Annotated in this window: 19 protein-coding genes; all 19 read right to left on the bottom strand. The window is 37.7% G+C overall.

Annotation, left to right across the window (positions count from 1 at the left end):
* Nucleotides 1-6: 6 nt before the first annotated feature.
* Nucleotides 7-717: a phosphoribosylaminoimidazolesuccinocarboxamide synthase gene (purC, locus tag ABEA36_RS02630; protein WP_345488509.1), complete on the bottom strand. Its 711-nt coding sequence runs from the start codon at nucleotides 715-717 to the stop codon at nucleotides 7-9.
* Between the two features lie 212 nt (nucleotides 718-929).
* Complete coding sequence (gene bamC, locus ABEA36_RS02625) at nucleotides 930-1556, bottom strand: NlpB/DapX family lipoprotein (RefSeq protein ID WP_345488507.1); 627 nt, start codon at nucleotides 1554-1556, stop codon at nucleotides 930-932.
* Nucleotides 1557-1594: 38 nt separating this feature from the next.
* Nucleotides 1595-2473, bottom strand: a complete 879-nt coding sequence (dapA, locus tag ABEA36_RS02620) for a 4-hydroxy-tetrahydrodipicolinate synthase (RefSeq protein ID WP_345488505.1) — start codon at nucleotides 2471-2473, stop codon at nucleotides 1595-1597.
* Between the two features lie 206 nt (nucleotides 2474-2679).
* Nucleotides 2680-3357, bottom strand: coding sequence for an ABC transporter ATP-binding protein (locus ABEA36_RS02615; protein WP_345488503.1), 678 nt, complete (start codon nucleotides 3355-3357; stop codon nucleotides 2680-2682).
* On the bottom strand, nucleotides 3357-4580 hold the full coding sequence (locus ABEA36_RS02610) for an ABC transporter permease (RefSeq protein WP_345488501.1): 1224 nt from the start codon (nucleotides 4578-4580) through the stop codon (nucleotides 3357-3359). The genes ABEA36_RS02615 and ABEA36_RS02610 overlap by 1 nt, the downstream gene beginning before the upstream one ends.
* Before the next feature lie 38 nt (nucleotides 4581-4618).
* Nucleotides 4619-5062 (bottom strand): DUF4418 family protein, encoded by a 444-nt coding sequence (locus ABEA36_RS02605; protein ID WP_345488499.1) that lies wholly within the window; start codon nucleotides 5060-5062, stop codon nucleotides 4619-4621.
* A gap of 3 nt (nucleotides 5063-5065) precedes the next feature.
* Nucleotides 5066-5731, bottom strand: coding sequence for an ABC transporter ATP-binding protein (locus ABEA36_RS02600; protein WP_345488497.1), 666 nt, complete (start codon nucleotides 5729-5731; stop codon nucleotides 5066-5068).
* Between the two features lie 149 nt (nucleotides 5732-5880).
* Nucleotides 5881-7023, bottom strand: a complete 1143-nt coding sequence (locus tag ABEA36_RS02595) for an ABC transporter permease (protein WP_345488495.1) — start codon at nucleotides 7021-7023, stop codon at nucleotides 5881-5883.
* A gap of 12 nt (nucleotides 7024-7035) precedes the next feature.
* Nucleotides 7036-8322, bottom strand: coding sequence for an ABC transporter permease (locus ABEA36_RS02590; protein WP_345488493.1), 1287 nt, complete (start codon nucleotides 8320-8322; stop codon nucleotides 7036-7038).
* A 23-nt stretch (nucleotides 8323-8345) separates the two neighbouring features.
* Nucleotides 8346-9608 (bottom strand): Fe-S-containing protein, encoded by a 1263-nt coding sequence (locus tag ABEA36_RS02585; RefSeq protein WP_345488491.1) that lies wholly within the window; start codon nucleotides 9606-9608, stop codon nucleotides 8346-8348.
* A gap of 106 nt (nucleotides 9609-9714) precedes the next feature.
* Complete coding sequence (locus ABEA36_RS02580; protein ID WP_345488489.1) at nucleotides 9715-10281, bottom strand: iron transporter; 567 nt, start codon at nucleotides 10279-10281, stop codon at nucleotides 9715-9717.
* A 41-nt stretch (nucleotides 10282-10322) separates the two neighbouring features.
* Nucleotides 10323-11513, bottom strand: a complete 1191-nt coding sequence (locus ABEA36_RS02575; RefSeq protein ID WP_345488487.1) for an FTR1 family iron permease — start codon at nucleotides 11511-11513, stop codon at nucleotides 10323-10325.
* 11 nt (nucleotides 11514-11524) lie between these two features.
* Nucleotides 11525-12166 (bottom strand): nitroreductase family protein, encoded by a 642-nt coding sequence (locus ABEA36_RS02570; protein ID WP_345488485.1) that lies wholly within the window; start codon nucleotides 12164-12166, stop codon nucleotides 11525-11527.
* A 381-nt stretch (nucleotides 12167-12547) separates the two neighbouring features.
* Nucleotides 12548-13198 (bottom strand): glutaredoxin 2, encoded by a 651-nt coding sequence (gene grxB, locus ABEA36_RS02565; protein ID WP_345488483.1) that lies wholly within the window; start codon nucleotides 13196-13198, stop codon nucleotides 12548-12550.
* 9 nt (nucleotides 13199-13207) lie between these two features.
* Nucleotides 13208-13855, bottom strand: coding sequence for a Pr6Pr family membrane protein (locus ABEA36_RS02560; RefSeq protein WP_345488481.1), 648 nt, complete (start codon nucleotides 13853-13855; stop codon nucleotides 13208-13210).
* Between the two features lie 252 nt (nucleotides 13856-14107).
* Nucleotides 14108-15301: a sugar transporter gene (locus tag ABEA36_RS02555; protein WP_345488479.1), complete on the bottom strand. Its 1194-nt coding sequence runs from the start codon at nucleotides 15299-15301 to the stop codon at nucleotides 14108-14110.
* A gap of 118 nt (nucleotides 15302-15419) precedes the next feature.
* Nucleotides 15420-15929: a thiol peroxidase gene (gene tpx / locus ABEA36_RS02550; RefSeq protein ID WP_345488477.1), complete on the bottom strand. Its 510-nt coding sequence runs from the start codon at nucleotides 15927-15929 to the stop codon at nucleotides 15420-15422.
* A 304-nt stretch (nucleotides 15930-16233) separates the two neighbouring features.
* Nucleotides 16234-17625 (bottom strand): allantoinase AllB, encoded by a 1392-nt coding sequence (allB, locus tag ABEA36_RS02545; RefSeq protein WP_345488475.1) that lies wholly within the window; start codon nucleotides 17623-17625, stop codon nucleotides 16234-16236.
* Nucleotides 17626-17740: 115 nt separating this feature from the next.
* Nucleotides 17741-18982: an MFS transporter gene (locus tag ABEA36_RS02540; protein ID WP_345488472.1), complete on the bottom strand. Its 1242-nt coding sequence runs from the start codon at nucleotides 18980-18982 to the stop codon at nucleotides 17741-17743.
* Between the last annotated feature and the right edge of the window lie 141 nt (nucleotides 18983-19123).

Raw genomic sequence — 19123 nt, 5'->3', positions numbered from 1 at the left:
AGAAAATTACAGCACAACCCCAATTCGATGAGCCACTTCTTCATAGGCTTCAATCACGCCACCTAAGCCTTGACGAAAACGATCTTTATCCATCTTTTTCAAGGTTTCTTTTTCCCATAAACGGCATCCATCAGGTGAGAACTCATCGCCTAACACAATTTCGCCGTTAAAAACGCCAAACTCTAACTTGTAATCAACAAGAATTAAGCCAGCTTTATCGAAAATATCCGTTAGGATCGTATTAATTTTAAAGCTAAGCGCTTTCATCTGATTGAGTTGTTCTGGTGTTGCCCAACCAAATGCTTGACAGTGGTATTCATTAACCATGGGATCATGCAATGCATCATTTTTTAAAAATAGCTCAAACGTTGGTGGATTTAAAATAAACCCTTCTTCAACGCCAAGACGCCTAACTAAAGAACCTGCTGCACGATTACGTACCACACATTCAACGGGGATCATATCAAGCTTTTTAACCAATACTTCATTATCTGATAATAGCTGCTCTACTTGAGTCGGAATACCCGCTTCATGTAATTTGGTCATAATAAAATAGTTAAATTTATTATTCACCATACCTTTACGATCAAGTTGTTCAATACGCTGCCCATCAAATGCAGACGTATCATTTCTAAATTCAAGCACTAATAAATCAGGTTTATCAGTTGTGTAGACAGTTTTTGCTTTTCCACGATATAGCTCAGCAACTTTTTTCATTTTTAGGCCCATTAATTAATCAATAAAATCATAATATGTAAAACAACAAACAATTATTAATACTGAAAATACACGTTTTATGCAGCAAACAAAACGTGTAAAGTAGCAAAGCTACTTATCTAACATAAAGCACTTGTCGCCCATCATTTATTTTAAAGAAATAAATAACCTAACGACAAAAATGATTAAGGAGCATTACTGCTCCCTATTTTCTAATTATTTACTTGGCTGCTTGAAGATGAGACTTGGTTCATCAGCAGGTTAAAAAATTCAGCCGTATAATATTGGCTTTCCGTTGTGCCGGATATATCCTGCCCCATTCGCTTTAATGACGTGAGTTCAATCGTAATATATTCACGACCACTGGCCACTCGACGTTGTAATAAATAGGTCGCTTCAACCGGTTGTTCTTCATCCGAACGGTTCACTAATCTGACACCTGTTTTAATTGCTGATTTATCACTACGTTCAGTCGCAATATTATTAGCACTTAAAATGGCAGGAATTTGCGACCAGAAACCTGAATACTCAGGAGAATCAAGTTTAATCATACCATTTTCATAAGTAGCATAACTGTCAGCAATTGTTGGTAATGGTAATACGGGTGGTCGAATATCTAAATTTTTACCGACTTCACCTTCTCTTGCTGCTTTAAATACGTGATAATCAGCTGATTCAGTGGGAACTCTGACACCATTAGGAACAATCAGCGGCTTTAATTCCGATGATTGTAAATAATTTTCATTGCCTTCCACTTCACGTTTATAACGCTGATCAGTACTACAGCCTGCAACCAGTAATGATAAAAGTGAAGCGATAACTAAAGTTTGTTTAAACATAATATCTTCTTTCTACGTAATGTTGGCAAAAACCTATTCTACAACAATTTTGCTAATTTTAACGCTTTTTCTATTTCAGGGATAGCAGAATTCGTTAACGGCGTCATTGGTAAGCGCATTGTTGCGTTTTGAATCAATCCAATGCGTTCACAAGCCCATTTAATTGGAATTGGATTGGGTTCAATAAATAACTTAGCGTGTAAAAGCTCTAATGAATCATTAATTTCACGTGCCTCAGCAATACGTTTATCTTTGATTAATTGACATACCCGTGCGAGTTCACGAGCAGCAATATTGGCTGTTACGGAGATCGTTCCATCACCACCTAATAGCATAAATTCAAAAAACGTACCGTCATCACCACTTAATAGTTTAAAATTGTCACCCACTAATTTACGTGTTTTATATACCCGTGTTAAATCACCTGTCGCATCTTTTAACGCAACAATGTTATTAATTTTTGATAGTCGGGCCACGGTTTCTGGTTTTAGATCACACCCTGTTCGTCCAGGAACATTATATAAAATTTGCGGTAATGATGTATTTTCAGCAATCGCTTTAAAATGCTGATAAAGACCTTCTTGCGTTGGTTTATTGTAATAAGGCGTCACCGTTAGACAGCCAGCAACACCTAAGCTTTCAACTTGTTTCGTTAACGAAATCGCCTCAGCGGTTGCATTCGCGCCTGTACCTGCAACAATCGTAATACGACCATCAGCATAATCAACTGTTTGCTTAATGACTTCGATATGTTCGTGATGATCTAATGTGGCTGATTCCCCCGTCGTACCAACCGAAACAATGGCTGATGTACCACTAGCGATATGATATTCTACGAGTTTTTTTAGGCTTACTCGGTCTACATTTCCTTTGACGTCCATCGGAGTAACTAACGCAACAAGACTACCTGTAAACATAAATAACCTCTTCTTCTTAATATAATAATTGGATTAAAATAAATTTACCGTGCAGTATGCGATATTTCCTAGTGAAATTCAACTTAACCAATTGCCTTTATTTGGTAAAATAATTAAATATAAATATATTAACGATTTCATTACTTTTATTTATTAAAAATGATTTACAAATAATCGGTTAAGCTGAAACTATGATGGCAAAGATATTACACAAACTTACCTGCGGCCATTTTAAATTGTTGCTTAGCATAACATGCCACATCACTATCGTGACTCACTATCAATAACGTGGTGCCTTGCTGATTGATCCGTTGAAATAGCTGCATAATATCTTGTGAACTGTCTTCATCAAGATCATTGGTTGGTTCATCGGCTAACACAAGTTGAGGTGAACAAATTAGTGAACGAATGATAGCAACGCGACGCATTTCACCACCGGACATTTGTGCTGGAAACATGCTTTTCAAGTAACTGATACCCGCTTGTTCAAGTAACGCTAAAGCCCTATCCATACATTGCTGATGACCAAGACGCTGCTGATTTAATTGTGGATAAAGATAAAACGGTAAACAAATATTATCAATCGCGTTCAAATTCGCCAACAAACTTCCACCTTGTGGCACATAGCCAATGTTTTGGTTACGAAATAAAGCAGCGTGTTTATCATCAAGTGAATAAATATCAGTATTGTCGAGTATAACACGGCCATTGGTGGGTGTAACAATCCCCGCAATAATGTTCAATAGTGTTGTTTTACCACTCCCTGATTTGCCCATAATACAAGCAAAATCGCCGGCATCTAACGAGAGGGAAACATTATCAACTGCTGAAAATACTTTACCTCTTGTGTAATCTTTACGGATATTTTTGATAGTAAGTAACATCATTCACCCTCTCTAAACGAATTATAGCTATCGGTTCTGGTGATCGATAATACCGAATATATACTGGCTAGGGGGCCAATTAATAACGTTAATATAAATACCATCAAGGCATAAATAATTGAATCACTCAACGCTAAATTAGCACAAGGCAAACCAAGTGATTGGCAGATCAATAATCGGAAAGCAAACAGCACAATTGCAGCAAATCCAATACCAATCAGTCCACCAATACTGCTGACTATCAAAGATTCCGCCAGAAGCATTTTGACTAATGATGCCCGTGATGCACCAAGTATTCTTAAAATACTCACTTCTCGTTTACGTTCATTAATGGTGGAGGAATACACAATAAAAATAACGACCACTGCCAATAACCAAAATAGGGTTGATAAGCCAAATACGATCATCGAAAAGCTATTTAACCATTTGTAAATATTAGTGATCATGCCTTTCGTCATAATGAAATCGAGATTGTAATCAACAGCGTATTTTTGCATGATTTGGTTGACAACCTCTTTTGGTTGGTAATCAGGGTCAACACGTATAAATACGGATGAGGCATAATCAGCAATATGATCAACATCGCCGGTAATTAATTCCGCTTTTTTCATCAAACTATGCGCAGCTTGCATCGTCATAAAAACAGAAGTATCAAATCCCATTCCGGTACTGTCCATTTTTGCGGCAATAATAAAAGGTTGATTAAAAAAGATCACTTCATCACCGACATTAGCGGTTATTTTAGATCCAACCACCACTTCGTTATCGTGTAATGGACGGCTTAACTGAGTACTCATCCAGGGCGAAATAACAAAATCAGTATCTTGTTCAAATCCAATTAACTGAACCTTGGAAGAACAGCATCCGGCATTTAACGAGGCAATAAACAGCTGCGAAGAAACAGATGTTATGCCTTTAATTGATTTTATCTTCTGGGCAACGTCTGATTTTAAATAGAAACTACTAGGTTCACCGCGTAATAGTGCAACTTCCATATTTTTTTCATAGCCATAAGGTACAATCAAAATATCAGCACCTAAACGATCTGCCATGCCGGAGATACCATTACTTAAGTTTTTAGTCAGTACACTGCCACCAAACAATGTCGCAGCAAAGAGCAATGTAATAATAATTAAACAACTCGTTCTAAATGGCTTACGGGTTAAATTACGCCATGCCAAATTATTCATGGTTATGGGCTTACATTGCACCTTATTTTGCATATCTTATTCCATCTTATGTGTGATAATTGTTAAATGAATTATTGACGATGTGATCGGCTTAAATATAGGACATTGATTAAAGCGATAGCGACTAATAAACCGCTGAGTAAAAGCAGTGCCGGCAATGTTCCCATATGACATGGCATCATTTCACCAGGACAAACCCCAATTAATACCGTTGGAATTGCAGCAGCTAACAAAGCAACACAGATAATCGATAAGCTTAAACCTAACCGAACACTTGCCGAACGCGACAACAACATCAATAATCCTAATGCCATAATCACAGCACCAATACCCATTTCAGCCTGTCCAGTCCAGTGACATTTCATGTATTTTACCGTCACATGAGCAGGTGTTTGGACATTCACCACCGGTGAAATCACTTCCATTGGCGCGCAAACGGGTAAAAGATAAGTTGGCACAAGAATAACAAGCAAACCCAATACAATAAATACAAGTGAGATGATAACTCTATTCATTTTCTAACCTTTATTATTAACAATACGCGCTACTTTGCCATGCTCAAGGACCACCGTACTTTCAGCATGACGTGCCACTTCTGGGGAATGGGTAACGACAATAATTGTACTGCCTTCTTGATGCAGTTGATGTAACAGATCCATGACTAGCTGTTCATTAGCTTCATCAAGGTTTCCTGTTGGTTCATCAGCAAGGATTAATCTTGGGTAGTTAATTAACGCTCTGGCAATACAAACACGCTGTTGCTCACCACCGGAAAGTTGACGAGGCAAATGTTTCGCTCTGGCAGCTAGCCCGACACGTTCAAGGGCTTGCATCGCTTCTTTTTCATCAACCATACTGTGATAATATTGTGCAACCATGACATTTTCAAGGGCTGTAAGATAAGAGACTAAGTGAAATTGTTGGAAAATTAGGCCAATTTTATCACGTCGTATGGCCGTCAATTCGGATAGCGAAGATTGGGTGATATCTTGTCCATCAAGAATCACTGAGCCCAGTGAAGGTTTATCCATACACCCAATAATATTCATTAAGGTCGTTTTTCCACTTCCCGATGGCCCCATAATAGAGACCCATTTCCCCTCACCGACTGTCATATTGATATCAGACAACGCGTGGAGTGAACCATAAATTTTAGAAACATTATTCACTTCAAGTATATTCATTTTTATACCCATTACTGTTTTGATGTGCTATACATCAAGTTATTTAATTTTTGCGTATCTTAGGTCGATTAAACCTTTTAGCTAGCAAAGTGCATCACCACATTAAAGGCAAAATCGATTGTGTCGAACGGTTTATATCAAAAGCATTTTTATTCACCGCGTAACACCAGCGCAGGTTGGACTTCAACAGCGCGTTTAACTGGTATTAAACAGGCAATGACCGTTACAATGATTGAAATGACAATCGTTAACGGGATCAAATAAAACTCGATAATGATCGAGCGACCAAAAACTTGTGTACTAATAATTTGCGCAAACACTAAGCCACATACTGAACCAATAACGCCACCCACAAACCCTAAAATGACACTTTCGGCCAAAAATTCTTTGGCAATTCGGCTATTTTCAGCACCTAAGGCTTTTTTCAATCCAATCTCTTTACGACGTTCTATGACAACGGTCATCATTGTTGTTGCCACACATATCATCGTTAAAATAAGTACGACGGAGGTCACTAAATATAGTAAAGAAGCCAATTTCCCTAACACGGCAGTTTCTGACTGAGTTACCCATTTAATCACATGCGGTTCAATTGTTGGCACCTGCTGTTTTATCTGATCAATGTAGCCTTTGAGTTCATCTTGTGACGCACTGATACTGAGTTCAACCACTTCTACTTGATTCTGTTCTTCTAGCAAAGTTTCAAGGGTATTAAAAGGAATAAAGATAAAGCCATCTTCAGTTTTACCGGTTTTAACAATACCAGTGATTTTAAACTCTTCATCAAAGCGGTAGTCTTGTCTTGACTTACCCGCAATAGGAATGGTGTCTCCGATAGATAAATGACTAAAACTGGCGACATCAGTACCAATCATAATTTCATTATCGTGTTCGGGAAAATGCCCATCGACTAACCAATAAGGACTGGTTTTACGGACTTGCTCAAAATTAGTCCCCACTAAGGTGTAGGGCACCATGTTACTGCGTACTGCAGCATAACGAAATGGTGTTACCCCAACTAACTTTTCAGTTGGAATCAGTTTAGCCGCAGCTTCAACATCGTTTAAATCCATGGTTGGTTCATTGTTGGTCGGCATAAAAATTACATTGGCACCGTATGACCGAAACTCTTTACCCATCTGCCTAGGTATATCATAGCAAAGGGTAACCATACCTAATAATACGGTAGCACCAATGGCCGTGCCGAGTAATGCAACTAAAATCCGTGAACGCCGCCGAATTAAAGAACTCATTAAAGATTTAATGATAAAACGTCTATTTTTATTCATCATAATGTCAAATCCTTAACGACCATGTAATACATCAGTTGGTCTTAAAAACATCATCATACGCAGGGCTGGTAAACTACCGAGTAACGTAATAAACAAGACCATCAATACCACAAGCGGAATAATCAACATTTTCGGTTCTACCGCCGCCGCAAAAACGGTATGCCCAATGATCTGTGCAAAGCCAATCCCGATAAAATAGCCGACAAAACCACCCATAAAACCGATGATTAAAATTTCACAAATCACAAGCAGAGCAACCGCGCTGTTCGTTGCACCTAAAGCTTTCAATAAGCCGATTTCGGCACTACGCTCAATTACATTGGCGGTCACTAAGTTTGAAATTGCCAGGGCAGAACAAATTAACGCCAAAACAGTGAGTAATAACATCAAGAGCTGTGTTTTTTGTAAAATCGCCCCTTCAGATTCAGCCACCTGCATAATCGCTTTTACGCGAACATCAGGCATGACCTCTTCAAGCTGATAGGCAATCGAACTAATGTAAGCAGTACAGTACCAAATATCCCACTCACTACGTGATAAACTATTTGGGTCTTGTGCTGCCCGTCTAGCCAACTCATTCTCAGGGGTTGTAAGCGCACTCACTTCTACTCGTTCAACCAGTCCGACTTTATTCGCTAGTTGCTGTGCGACCGGTAATGAAACAAAGACTTGCGTATCTTCAACGCCACCACTATGAAAAATATTATTAACCGTCAAGCGCATCGTTTGCTTTGTAACGGGTGATAACACCTCAAAACTATCGCCAATATTAAGATTAAATTGTTTAGCAAACGTTTCGCCAATCATTGCCCCTTGCAAGTTATCATCAGTCATCTTTAGCCCATCAATTTGCCACCAAGACTTCATGGCTAGCATACCGGTATCGACTTCGTCGCCAGTTGGAATGGCTAAATGTTTATTAAACCAGGTCCCGACAATGTTAACAGGCTTATTGTTAACTTGTACTGATACGTTAAGATAGGGGGTAAAATCAACAATGTTATATGCCCAAAAGATCATCTTAATTTTGACTAATTGATCCTCAGCAATAAACTGTGCTGACTGAGATTGAGTGTTTTCATCAAGTTGGTACATTTCATTCACTAATGAAGCTCCTCGTGGCACAATATTCAAATTCGCACCATAGGCTTTGAGTTCTTGATTGACCTTATCGCCGACATCAAACATGACATTTAACATCGCTGTTGCTAGCGAAACACCTAATGCAACAGTCAAAGCAATTAAAAACAATTTCTTTTTTTGACGGGTTAAGACCCCTAATAACATTTTGCCAAACATAGCGTTTACCTATTTAAATCGCATTATTTAAAACGATGTTTTTCTGCTTCGAGGTGCATTGGTTTAATCAGCATATTGCCATCAATAATGTCAAATTTTAATGGCACTGGATTGCAACCACCAGGAAAACCAATTGTTGCAATATTCATGACAACATCACACAAGCTACATACGACTTGATCTCCCCGTTGGTAGTATCCACTCGCACCACAAATATCACAGGCATCGAGCCCAACACCATAGGCATTTTCACTTTTTTTGATAATAATAAAACGCACGATTGTGCCATCATGTGTTTCATAACCAAAACGATGTAAATTACCGTCATTGACTTTATCTAATGGCACCAGAATTAAGCCGTTATTTGATGCTGTAATCGGCTCAGCGGGTGAAATTTCTACCCCTTTTTCATAAATATAACGTGCGCGGGTAATGGTATACGCAGTAATTGCAACCCCCGCTAAAATGACTAAAGATGCGCGTCTATCACGACGAATATTTGCTTTAATACGTCGAATCTGTGCGGGGTTTTGCCCATTAAGTGGGGTTGTTTTACCTTTTAGGTAAATGACGAATGCTAATACCAAGCTGACAATAATAAAAATAAAAATAAAAAAGTTTACATGACTTAATACAAAAATGACTAAATCCATCAACCATTGCTGATAAGCAATAAACCGTCGCACGATAAGAATTTGTGCAATCGTAATAAAATTCTGAATAGTGAAAATCACTAACGCGAGACTGACAAGAGCGACGACAAAAGTATTAGAAAGTTGTTTACACACTCGGTACACAAACATCGCAATGATCAACATGATCATTATCGCTAACCAATAGCCAACACTCTTATACAAATAATCAGTATTAAAAATTGATTCCATTCCCACGCCAAACTCAAAGGGATAAAGGAATAAATTTGGCATAAATAATGCCACAACAACCGCTAAACATAATGTAATAGCTACATTAAATAAGCGTGTTACGACAAAATGAGACTGCTTTTTCTTTTGATAAACAAAACATACCCAACTTAATATGAGTGTTGGCAAAATAAGGATAACCCAAGTACTAAGTAGTGTTAAATCATAAAACTCGCGGACAGCATAGCCCGTGTTACGTTTTAAAATTGCATAAATGAATGCTACAACCATCCCTATCAACACGCCTACTGTTGCAGATCGTTTTAATTGGAGTCCATTAATTCGCATGATTGTCATTATCAATGCTGAAATAATTGCAGTTATAAAGGTGTTATCAGTAACATTAATCAGGTATTGCAACATAAAGCTGTCCAATAGAATTGAAGATTTTTCGATAAATCTAAAAATGATTTGGGTTAATAGATCATAACCTATTAACCCATTTTATTATATTCTTACAACAAAAAACTTACCAAGCACGTGGAATAAAGTCAAAGTCCCAAGATACTTCAATCGGTTTTTTCCAGAAACGGCCTTCTACACCGGTTTCTTTATCAACGTGTAATAAGTAACCTTGTTTTTCAGGATTTTCAATAATGAACGTGATTTTATATTTACCTGCACCATCAAGTTTCACATTGTTACCATAGTGAGGGCCATCTGATGCACTCATAGGCATGAAGTTACCTTCGATAAGTTTATTGCTACCTGTTTTTTGAATTTTGTATTTTACACTTAGGTAAGGAACAAAATCACCTACACCGTAGCCTAACTCATTACCTTCTGCTGCTGAAATATCAGCTTCTAAGTGCATGTCAGATTTTGATGCAGCAAGTCCACCCATTCCAGCAGGTTCCATATCAACAGGTTGGAAATAAACAGCTGAAATATGTAAAGGACCGACTGTGACTTCGTCACCAATTGGGAACTCCTCAAATCCAACTTGTTCGCCCGGTGCTGGTGCAGGAGCTGCGTGTGCAAAAGAAGATAACGCTAATAGAGATGAAATTCCTACTGCTAGTGCTAATTTTTTCATTAAATACTCCTTAAAGATTATGCAAATAATCGCTATAAAAACTAATATTGGTGTTTCTTACGATAATAAATAATTGACGCAACCACAATTAACACCATGATAATTTGTGGAATTAGTGTTTCAACCGTTGGGTAAATACCTAAAAGCTCAACCGAATGAATAAAATCAACCGGGGTCACAGATACAATATCCGCTTCTTGCAACTCTTTGACGCCACCACCTGCAAACGAGATCGCCATGATGTACATCAAAATGCTGGTACCAATAAAGAATGGTTTTAATGGCAGTTTCATTGAACCAAAACGAATAATTAAAAATATGGCAACTAAAATCAAGCAACCTAAGCCAAGTCCTAACCAAATCATATTGGTGTGTTCTTTAGCATCAGCGAGCATTGCTTGATAAAATAGAATGGTTTCAGCGCCTTCCCTAAATACAGATAAAAACGCCGCGCCACCTAATGCAAAGCCGCTACCAGTGGCAACCGCCGTTTTGACCTTATCTTCAACGTAATGTTTCCAGGCTTGCGCTTCCGCTTTAGATATCATCCAGTTACTGACGAAGAAGAGGACAACCGTTGCAAGTAGCATAGCAACACCTTCAACAATCTCCTGATTTGCACCGCCAATATCAAACAGATAATAAATCGCATAAGCGGCAGCTACACTGGCAATAATTGCCGCAAATGAGCTTAAATAGACGGTTTTTACCATTGATTGATTGCCTGAGCGAATTAAATATGCCGAAATCGCTGCAATCACTAGAATGGCTTCCGTTCCTTCGCGCAAAATAATGATTAATGAAGCTAAAAAGGCACTCCAGCCGCTATCTTTTTTACCATCTAGCTCATTGGCATCTTCATGCAACATTTTTAAAATCACATCAATTTCCGCTCTAACCGACTTGTTAGGTGCTTTATCGGTCATCAAACGTTTAATTTTCGCAAATTGATATTCGGTATCCGTACCACGCTTACCAGAAATATAAGACATGACCGCTCGTTCAATACCATGTTTTTCATAAAAACCAAAATAGGCTTGATTGACAAGCGCCTTTGCACCATCGATATCTTTTACAAAGTAGGCATCATAGGATTGATTAAGTAAAATATCCATTTCATCAACTAACGCATTCCAGCTATCATACTGTTTTTTCTGTGCTGCCTCAGCGGATGATTGGAAAACAAACAAGCTTGATAATAATAAAATCCCTATCGTTATAAATTTTTTCACCAGTTTGTCCTCTATTTACCTAATAGCATGATACCGATCGGTTGATCGTTATCTGCAAGTTTTAATTCAGTCCGAATTATTTCGGGCTTAATCGAATGAATATAGCGTACATTTAATTTAAGTGATGCAGCCGCTAGATACATATTTTGACTCATCGCACCAACCGCAATTTGGCTAAAATTATTGGCTTTTTCATTATCATTAAAATCAGCTAATGCCGTACCATCCGTGACAAAAATCAATGAGTATGCAGCACGTTTGGTAAAGGCTTGTTGCCCAATATCACCGCGAATATCGTTAGTGCTAATTTCTTGCAAATACTGCCCATCCCATTCATAACGAAAGACACCGTTTTCACCAGCGACATAAATCCGTACATAAGGGGGTTTACCATTAGCCATAGGAACAGTCCAACCACGTTTACCGCGATTTAAACCGCTTGCTGCCCATAATAGGGTTGATAATTCTTGATCTGACACGTTGCCAACGCCAAAACCACCACCTGGTGTTGATGATCGTCTTTTCAGTGCGTCAAAAATGCCCATCCCCTCTTTGGTTTGAGGTGTTGGCAAATTAATGTCAGCATTAGCGGCAAAAACAAAAATAAATAATGAAAGTATTGTGATAGATAGCTTTTGGATGTGGTTAAACATACTGCGCCCAACTTTTCCGATTAATTGGTTTAATATATTATTGCTAATGATAGTAATTATCAATAGTAAATAAAAATAATTCTCATTTATATATAAAATTTCAACTTTATTCTTATTTTTTGATTTAGATCAAATAAAAGGATTCACCTTACATAGCTGAATAAATCAAGATTAAATCTCGAATGGGATTTGTGATCTTGAAAATGGGGGTTTTATTGATAAATAAGCCATACAAGCTTGTTTGTGCGTAAGAACGAAGATCGGCGGTAAAAACCATTAAAAAAAAGCGACTAAAATAAACCTACCAAATAGCAATAAAAAAGGCGAAAAAATGGATGATTCGCCTTTTAGCCCTAAACTGCCTAAGCAATGGATAACTAACTAAACAGCTTGATCAAAATAAAGATTAATCTGACTGTGTTTCGCCATAGATTCAACATACGCTTTTACCGATTCGGGGAAATGCAACCCTTTTACACAGGTCAAATTACGTAATACGGGAAATAAACAAATATCATCCATTGATATTTCGCCATGACACGCATCGTGAGATTTTATAAGGGGAACCAATTTTGCTAAAATTGCTTCAACGTGCTGTGAAATCTGTGCTGTTTTTGCTAAACACTCAGCAAAAGGGCCTGATCTTGCTTGCTTTCTGTTTTCAAAGTAATCCCTTGCACTTTGCGTGGCAAATTCAGGTAATTTTAGCTGTACCAGACGCGGATAAACTAAAATATAATCCACCGTTTGAATTTCATTTAAAATATCTGCGATTGCTTGAGATGTTGCCCCAGTTAAAATCGGCGCGTTGCCATAATGCTTGTCAATGTAATTCACAATATCTAAGCTTTCAGGAAGATAACAACCATCATCTTTATGTAAAATGGGTAACATCTTTTTACCAATCATGCTAATGGGTGTTTGTTCATCATCATTGGCTAATATTTTCAATTCAAACGCAATGTTTTTCAGTCCAAAAATCATCCTTGCGCGTACACAAAATGGACAATGGTCATAAACATATAACTGCATAATACCCTCCTAATGATGAATAATTTGGTATTTTAACTTTAAACGAATAAATTCAACTGCTTTTAATAATAATACAAGGCAGACAAATAAAACAGCAATTGCAATAACAGCGATAAATGCGTTTTCATATCCTACTCGATTAACATTAATAAAAGGATACGGATACAAATTCGTATAGTAACCGCGCATAAAAATATAAACACCATAGGTAAGCAAAGTCAAAAAGGCATACACAATAACCTTGAATTGCATTCGATAGAAAGGGCCATAAATTAACCAACTTATCAGCCCTAATAATGGAATCACCACATGTAAACTTTCATTTGCAAATTGCAATAAAACAGTTGGTGGACGATGTATTCCTCTTAACATTAAGTTATAGACAATCATCGTGATCAACACACCAACTAAACCATTTAAACGAATGACATTAAATAGCAGGTTTGAGCAGTTTGGCTTAAAGGTTAAAATCAAACAACTCAGTGCCAACATAATATTTGAAAGCACCGTAAAAAAGCTATAATAAAAAATAATTCGCCCAATTGGCGAAGCAGGTTGCCATGGTCTAAGCTGGTTGAGCCAATAAGTATGGGTCTCAATTCCAACGACTAAAATGACAAATAAAACAATCAAAAAATTCAGAGCTCGATTTAACATGCTTATAACGACTTCATAAATACAGTGTTGAAAAAATACAACCTAAAATCAATACGTTAATGATGATAGATAAATAATGAATAGTGTTTAGCAAATAATGCTTAACAATCACTTAACAATTACTAGCGATAAACAAAACACTCTTTAATAAACACTTGCAGTAGCCTTACAGACAAACCTGAATAATCTAGGCATACTAGAACCTCAATGATTATTCATTGTTTTCCTATTCCTTATATTAGCCCAATAATTTTATTGGGCATTTTTTTGCCCACTTATCCAAAAATGTCGTGACCAAATCACAAAAATCACAAGTGCAACCGTGACAAACAGAGCGCCAATATAACCAATCTCGCCAATAGTAAGATGAACTAATACTTGACTTCCAACGAGGGCTCCGCCACCAATACCAATATTATAAATCCCAGAATAAACAGACATCGCAATATCCGTACCATCAGGTGCGACTTCAAGCACTTTGCTTTGCATAAGCATACCAAACATCGTAATGACGGTTCCCCACACTAAACACAATAATACGGCACTATATGCATGTAATGCTGACACATAAAACAACACTAAACATAATGCTAGCAATATTAACGTATAAATAAACGAAGCAATCGGATATTTATCTGAATACTTGGCGAATAACACACTGCCAAAAATACCTGACAAACCAATACATAATAATAGGAATACGACGAATTGTTCATCAAACCCGCCAATACGATGCATAAATGGCGTGATATACGTATAAGCGGTAAAGTGACCTGTAATGACAATCGCCGTTAACATAAAGATATGCAGTAATGCAGGACGTCGTAGCAATGACGGCATATTACGCAGTGATTGCGTATTACTGCTAGGTAAAGTTGGTAATAAATAGATTAAAGCCAGCATGACGGCAAAGGCAACAGCGCCAATACATAAAAATGTAATCCGCCAACCGACCAATTGCCCAATCATCGTACCAATAGGCACACCTAATACAATTGCCATTGATGAGCCAGCCACAATAAAGCCCATGGCTTTTGCACGTTTACCATTAGGTGCCAGCCTGACTGCAAGTGGGGTTGTAATCGCCCAAAATACCGCATGCGCACAAGCAATACCAATTCGGCCGATCATTAAACTGATAAAGTCCCAAGCAAATCCCGCCAAAATATGACTCGAAATAAACAGCACAAACAGAAAAATTAACAGTTTTTTACGCTCAAATTTTGCCGTTAAAATGGTCAATGGCAACGAGAGCAGTGATACAGCCCAAGCATAAATAGTAATGAGTAATCCCGTCTTAGCAACACTCATATCAAAACTTGCCGCAATATTAGGCAGTAAGCCAACGGGCACAAACTCGGTGGTATTAAAAACAAACGCAGCAAAAGCCAAACACAAGATTGCTGACCACGCTCTTGAACGATCAATAATAGGATATAAATGCATGATAGGAACTAAATAGCACGAAGAAGAGCTATAATTATAATCAAATTAATTTAAAAATTAAATAGTAGCCTACGTTTATTCTCTCGACTAAGCGAGAGAATAAACAAATTGGCAAAGATTAACACGCTTTAGCTGCGGCTAACGCTTTTTCATAGTCAGGTTCAGTTGCCACTTCTTTAACATATTCAACATAAACAATTTTATCATTTTTATCGATAACAAATACCGCACGAGAAAGTAAACGTAACTCTTCAATCACCACACCGTATTTTTGACCAAAATCCAAATCTTTATAATCTGATGTCACTTTAACAGCATCAATCCCTTCAGCGGCACAATAACGATTAAGGGCAAAAGGCAAATCGACACTCACAGAAAAAATGACAATATCTTTAAGTTTAGCGGCTTCCACATTAAAATGATGAACTTGCGCATTACACACCGACGTATCAACCGATGGAACGGCATTAATGATTTTCACTTTACCTTTAAAATCAGAAAGTTTAACTGGTTTAAGTGCCATATCAGAAACAGTAAAATCAGGTGCGCTATCACCAACTTTTAGTTTAGGACCAAGTAGTGTAACGGGATTACCTTTCATAGTGACTTCATTTGTACGCTTTTGCATCATTATTCCCTCTTGATATATGTATATTAAATACACGAGTAAAGCTCATCATACTGATAGCTAATGACAATACTATGACTGCAAAGTATAAAAAACACAACCAACTAATAAGCTATTTCATACATTGCCATAACTAATTAAATAATCTTTAACCTAATGATTTTATATTATTTTAAAATAAAATCACAATACAATGATAACCTAAACCACTGATAAACTGCGTAATATATTATAAAAAACCCTTTAGCACTAAAGCACTAAAGCACTAAAGGGCATTTTTGATGACTATCTTTTAGGAATGAGCTTATTCAACGGGTCTTAAGAATTGGCCTTGTTTTTCATTCACTAATTGACCATCTTTAACAATGGTTATACCGCGTAAAATAGTCACCACCGGCATGCCCGTTACCTTGACACCATCATAAGCCATGACTTTTCCTTTGCTATGCAGATCATCACGCCTTAACACTTTTTGTTTATTCATATCAACTACCGTGAAATCGGCATCAGAACCGACGACAATGGTTCCTTTTTTCGGGTAAATATGATAAATTTTGGCGGGATTTTCTGACATCAATACCGCAACATCTTCTAATGCCAATTTACCTTGATTGACGGCATTGAGTAGTAATGGGACCTCCGTTTCGAGTCCACACATGCCAGCAGGCACATCAAACAAATCCCCTTGTTTTTCAGCGTAAGTATGTGGCGCATGATCTGAGCATATTGACGTGATTGTTCCATCATAAATTCCCTGCCATAACGCATCTTGATCTGACTGATATTTGACTGGTGGATAAACTTTCAGTTCATTACCCACGCGATCGTAATCTTCATTCGTCAAAAAAAGATAATGTGGGCAGGTTTCGGTCGTGATAGGCAAACCTTGTTGCTTAGCATCACGGATCAAGTCAACGCCCGCTTTCGATGTCAAATGCAAAATATGCAAAGGCGTCCCACTAAATTTAGAAAATTGAATTCCCAAACTGACGGTTGCCGCTTCAGCAACATCAGGGCGTCCATCTAATAAAGCTTGATAATCACATCGCCCTTCTTGCTGAACTTGCTGACTCAACCGACTCATAATTTCACTATTTTCTGCATGAATCGCCAACTGTTTACCAGTGGCTTTTACTGCTTTAAAAATATCGAAGACTTCACCATCGGATAATGGCGCAATCGCATTAGGATCACCCTCTTTATAATTATAAATTAAAAGATGTGATTTTTTATCTATCGCATAACCCCAAAAAAACTTAAAGGCGACAACACCGGCATCGTTTAATGCTAACAATTCATGATTATTCAAATCACCTAAGCATAATCCCCACATTGCAAAATCAATGTTAGCTTTCGATCCTAAATTAGCCTTTTGCTGTTTAAGATTAGCTACATTACAAATTGAGGGATTCGTATTAGGCATTTCAAAAACAGTTGTTATGCCGCCCATTGCTGCCGCTAAAGTACTGTGATAAAAATCTTCTTTATACGTGGCCTGAGGATCACGAGAATGAATATGTGTGTCAATCAATCCAGGTAACACATATAATCCTGCTGCATCAGTGACCTCATCGGCAGTACCTAAATCTTGATCACTTAGTGCTGCGATTTTGCCATCTTTAATGTAGACATTAGTGTGAACAAAACGGCCATCACAGTAGACTTGACCGTTTTTAATAATATGCTGCCATTTCATTGCTTGAACTCCCCTGCAATAAAGTTAGATATCAGAATTGGATACAACAAAGATGTGCATTGATTATCATAATTACCCACCATTACGGTAGGCAATCATGATACATCATAAACGATTACTCTAAAGCTTTACCTTTAGTTTCTGGAATCAAGAAGAAGAAGGCAAATGCAGACAATAAGTAAGCCGCTGATAATAACGCTAATGCATAGCTAATCGAGTATTGCATCGCCAAGTAACCGATTAATACCTGAGAAATACCCGCAATACCACGACCAACGTTGAAGATAATGTTTTCAGCACTTGAACGCGCATCGGTCGGATAGTGTTCGGCCAGCAATGCGCCATACCCCCCCATCATACCGTTAACAAAGAAACCAATCACAGAACCAAAAATGATTAATACCATCATATCTGTTTGTTGGAAGTAGAACCAAATGGAGACTGCCGAAATCAATAAAAAGACGATATAAGATGGTCTACGCCCAAATTTATCACACAACCAACCAAAGACTAAAATTCCGACGGTCATGCCGATGGTTGTTGAAATAGTCCAAAACGTCGTGTTCTTAAATGGCAATTGCAATTCATTAGCAATCATTGTTGGCATCCAAACCATCAAGCCATAAAAACCAAAGTTTTGCACGGCACAAGCAATGGTCAGTCCAATCGTGGTAAATGTTGTACGGGGATTTTTAAATAATTTACCCACTGAAATGGTGTTTTTATTGTTATCTTTAAGATTTTGCCAAATTTCAGGCTCTTTTAAACCTTTACGAGTCCAAGCGACAAAAAGTGCTGGCAATACACCAACCGCAAATGCCCAGCGCCAACCGAAGTTTGCACCAATAATCGTAACGGTTAACGTCGCTAAAATAATCCCCGCTTGGAAGCCTAATGCAACGATCGAGGTTGCACGAGAACGTTTATGTTTTGGCCAACTCTCTGATACAAGAGTCATACCAATACCAAATTCACCACCTAATCCTAAACCACTTAAGAATCGAAATAGTGCAAACGTTTCATAGTTTGGTGCAATTGCACACAATCCGGTAAAAAAGGAAAAGATTAAGATCGTCCATGAGAACACCCTTACTCGTCCATATTTATCGGCCATAATACCAAAAATAATCCCCCCTAACACGGCACCTAATAATGTAATGGCATTAAGTGTACCTGCTTCTGTTCCTGATAAGCTAAAATAAGCCATAATCATAGGTAAACAAAAGCCCAATAGCATAATATCCATGCCATCAAGTGCATAACCGACTGTTGATGCAAAAAGGGTTTTCTTTTGATAAGGCGTCACTCGTGAGCTTTCACTCTCCGGGTGCTTTAGTATTTCTGACTCAGTTCTCATTGTAACCTCAAATATATTCTTATTATTGATCTTTTGACAAAAAATGCCGTGCTATTCTCTACTATCTTTATTTAGAAAGCAAAAAATATGCCATTGAATCGAATGATAAGGAGAATAAATGGATAAGAATTTTTTATATTG

Source organism: Orbus sasakiae (genome assembly GCF_039542345.1).
In the GTDB taxonomy this organism is placed as follows: domain Bacteria; phylum Pseudomonadota; class Gammaproteobacteria; order Enterobacterales; family Orbaceae; genus Orbus; species Orbus sasakiae.
This window is presented reverse-complemented; position numbering and strand designations above follow the sequence as displayed.

Coding starts and splice junctions, on each gene's coding strand:
- purC (WP_345488509.1), bottom strand. CDS start 717: ATGAAAAAAGTTGCTGAGCTATATCGTGGAAAAGCAAAAACTGTCTAC.
- ABEA36_RS02580 (WP_345488489.1), bottom strand. CDS start 10,281: ATGAAAAAATTAGCACTAGCAGTAGGAATTTCATCTCTATTAGCGTTA.
- dapA (WP_345488505.1), bottom strand. CDS start 2,473: ATGTTTACAGGTAGTCTTGTTGCGTTAGTTACTCCGATGGACGTCAAA.
- ABEA36_RS02540 (WP_345488472.1), bottom strand. CDS start 18,982: ATGAGAACTGAGTCAGAAATACTAAAGCACCCGGAGAGTGAAAGCTCA.
- ABEA36_RS02615 (WP_345488503.1), bottom strand. CDS start 3,357: ATGTTACTTACTATCAAAAATATCCGTAAAGATTACACAAGAGGTAAA.
- ABEA36_RS02600 (WP_345488497.1), bottom strand. CDS start 5,731: ATGAATATACTTGAAGTGAATAATGTTTCTAAAATTTATGGTTCACTC.
- ABEA36_RS02560 (WP_345488481.1), bottom strand. CDS start 13,855: ATGTTAAATCGAGCTCTGAATTTTTTGATTGTTTTATTTGTCATTTTA.
- ABEA36_RS02590 (WP_345488493.1), bottom strand. CDS start 8,322: ATGTTTGGCAAAATGTTATTAGGGGTCTTAACCCGTCAAAAAAAGAAA.
- allB (WP_345488475.1), bottom strand. CDS start 17,625: ATGAAATGGCAGCATATTATTAAAAACGGTCAAGTCTACTGTGATGGC.
- ABEA36_RS02555 (WP_345488479.1), bottom strand. CDS start 15,301: ATGCATTTATATCCTATTATTGATCGTTCAAGAGCGTGGTCAGCAATC.
- ABEA36_RS02610 (WP_345488501.1), bottom strand. CDS start 4,580: ATGCAAAATAAGGTGCAATGTAAGCCCATAACCATGAATAATTTGGCA.
- grxB (WP_345488483.1), bottom strand. CDS start 13,198: ATGCAGTTATATGTTTATGACCATTGTCCATTTTGTGTACGCGCAAGG.
- ABEA36_RS02570 (WP_345488485.1), bottom strand. CDS start 12,166: ATGTTTAACCACATCCAAAAGCTATCTATCACAATACTTTCATTATTT.
- ABEA36_RS02585 (WP_345488491.1), bottom strand. CDS start 9,608: ATGTTGCAATACCTGATTAATGTTACTGATAACACCTTTATAACTGCA.
- tpx (WP_345488477.1), bottom strand. CDS start 15,929: ATGCAAAAGCGTACAAATGAAGTCACTATGAAAGGTAATCCCGTTACA.
- bamC (WP_345488507.1), bottom strand. CDS start 1,556: ATGTTTAAACAAACTTTAGTTATCGCTTCACTTTTATCATTACTGGTT.
- ABEA36_RS02605 (WP_345488499.1), bottom strand. CDS start 5,062: ATGAATAGAGTTATCATCTCACTTGTATTTATTGTATTGGGTTTGCTT.
- ABEA36_RS02595 (WP_345488495.1), bottom strand. CDS start 7,023: ATGATGAATAAAAATAGACGTTTTATCATTAAATCTTTAATGAGTTCT.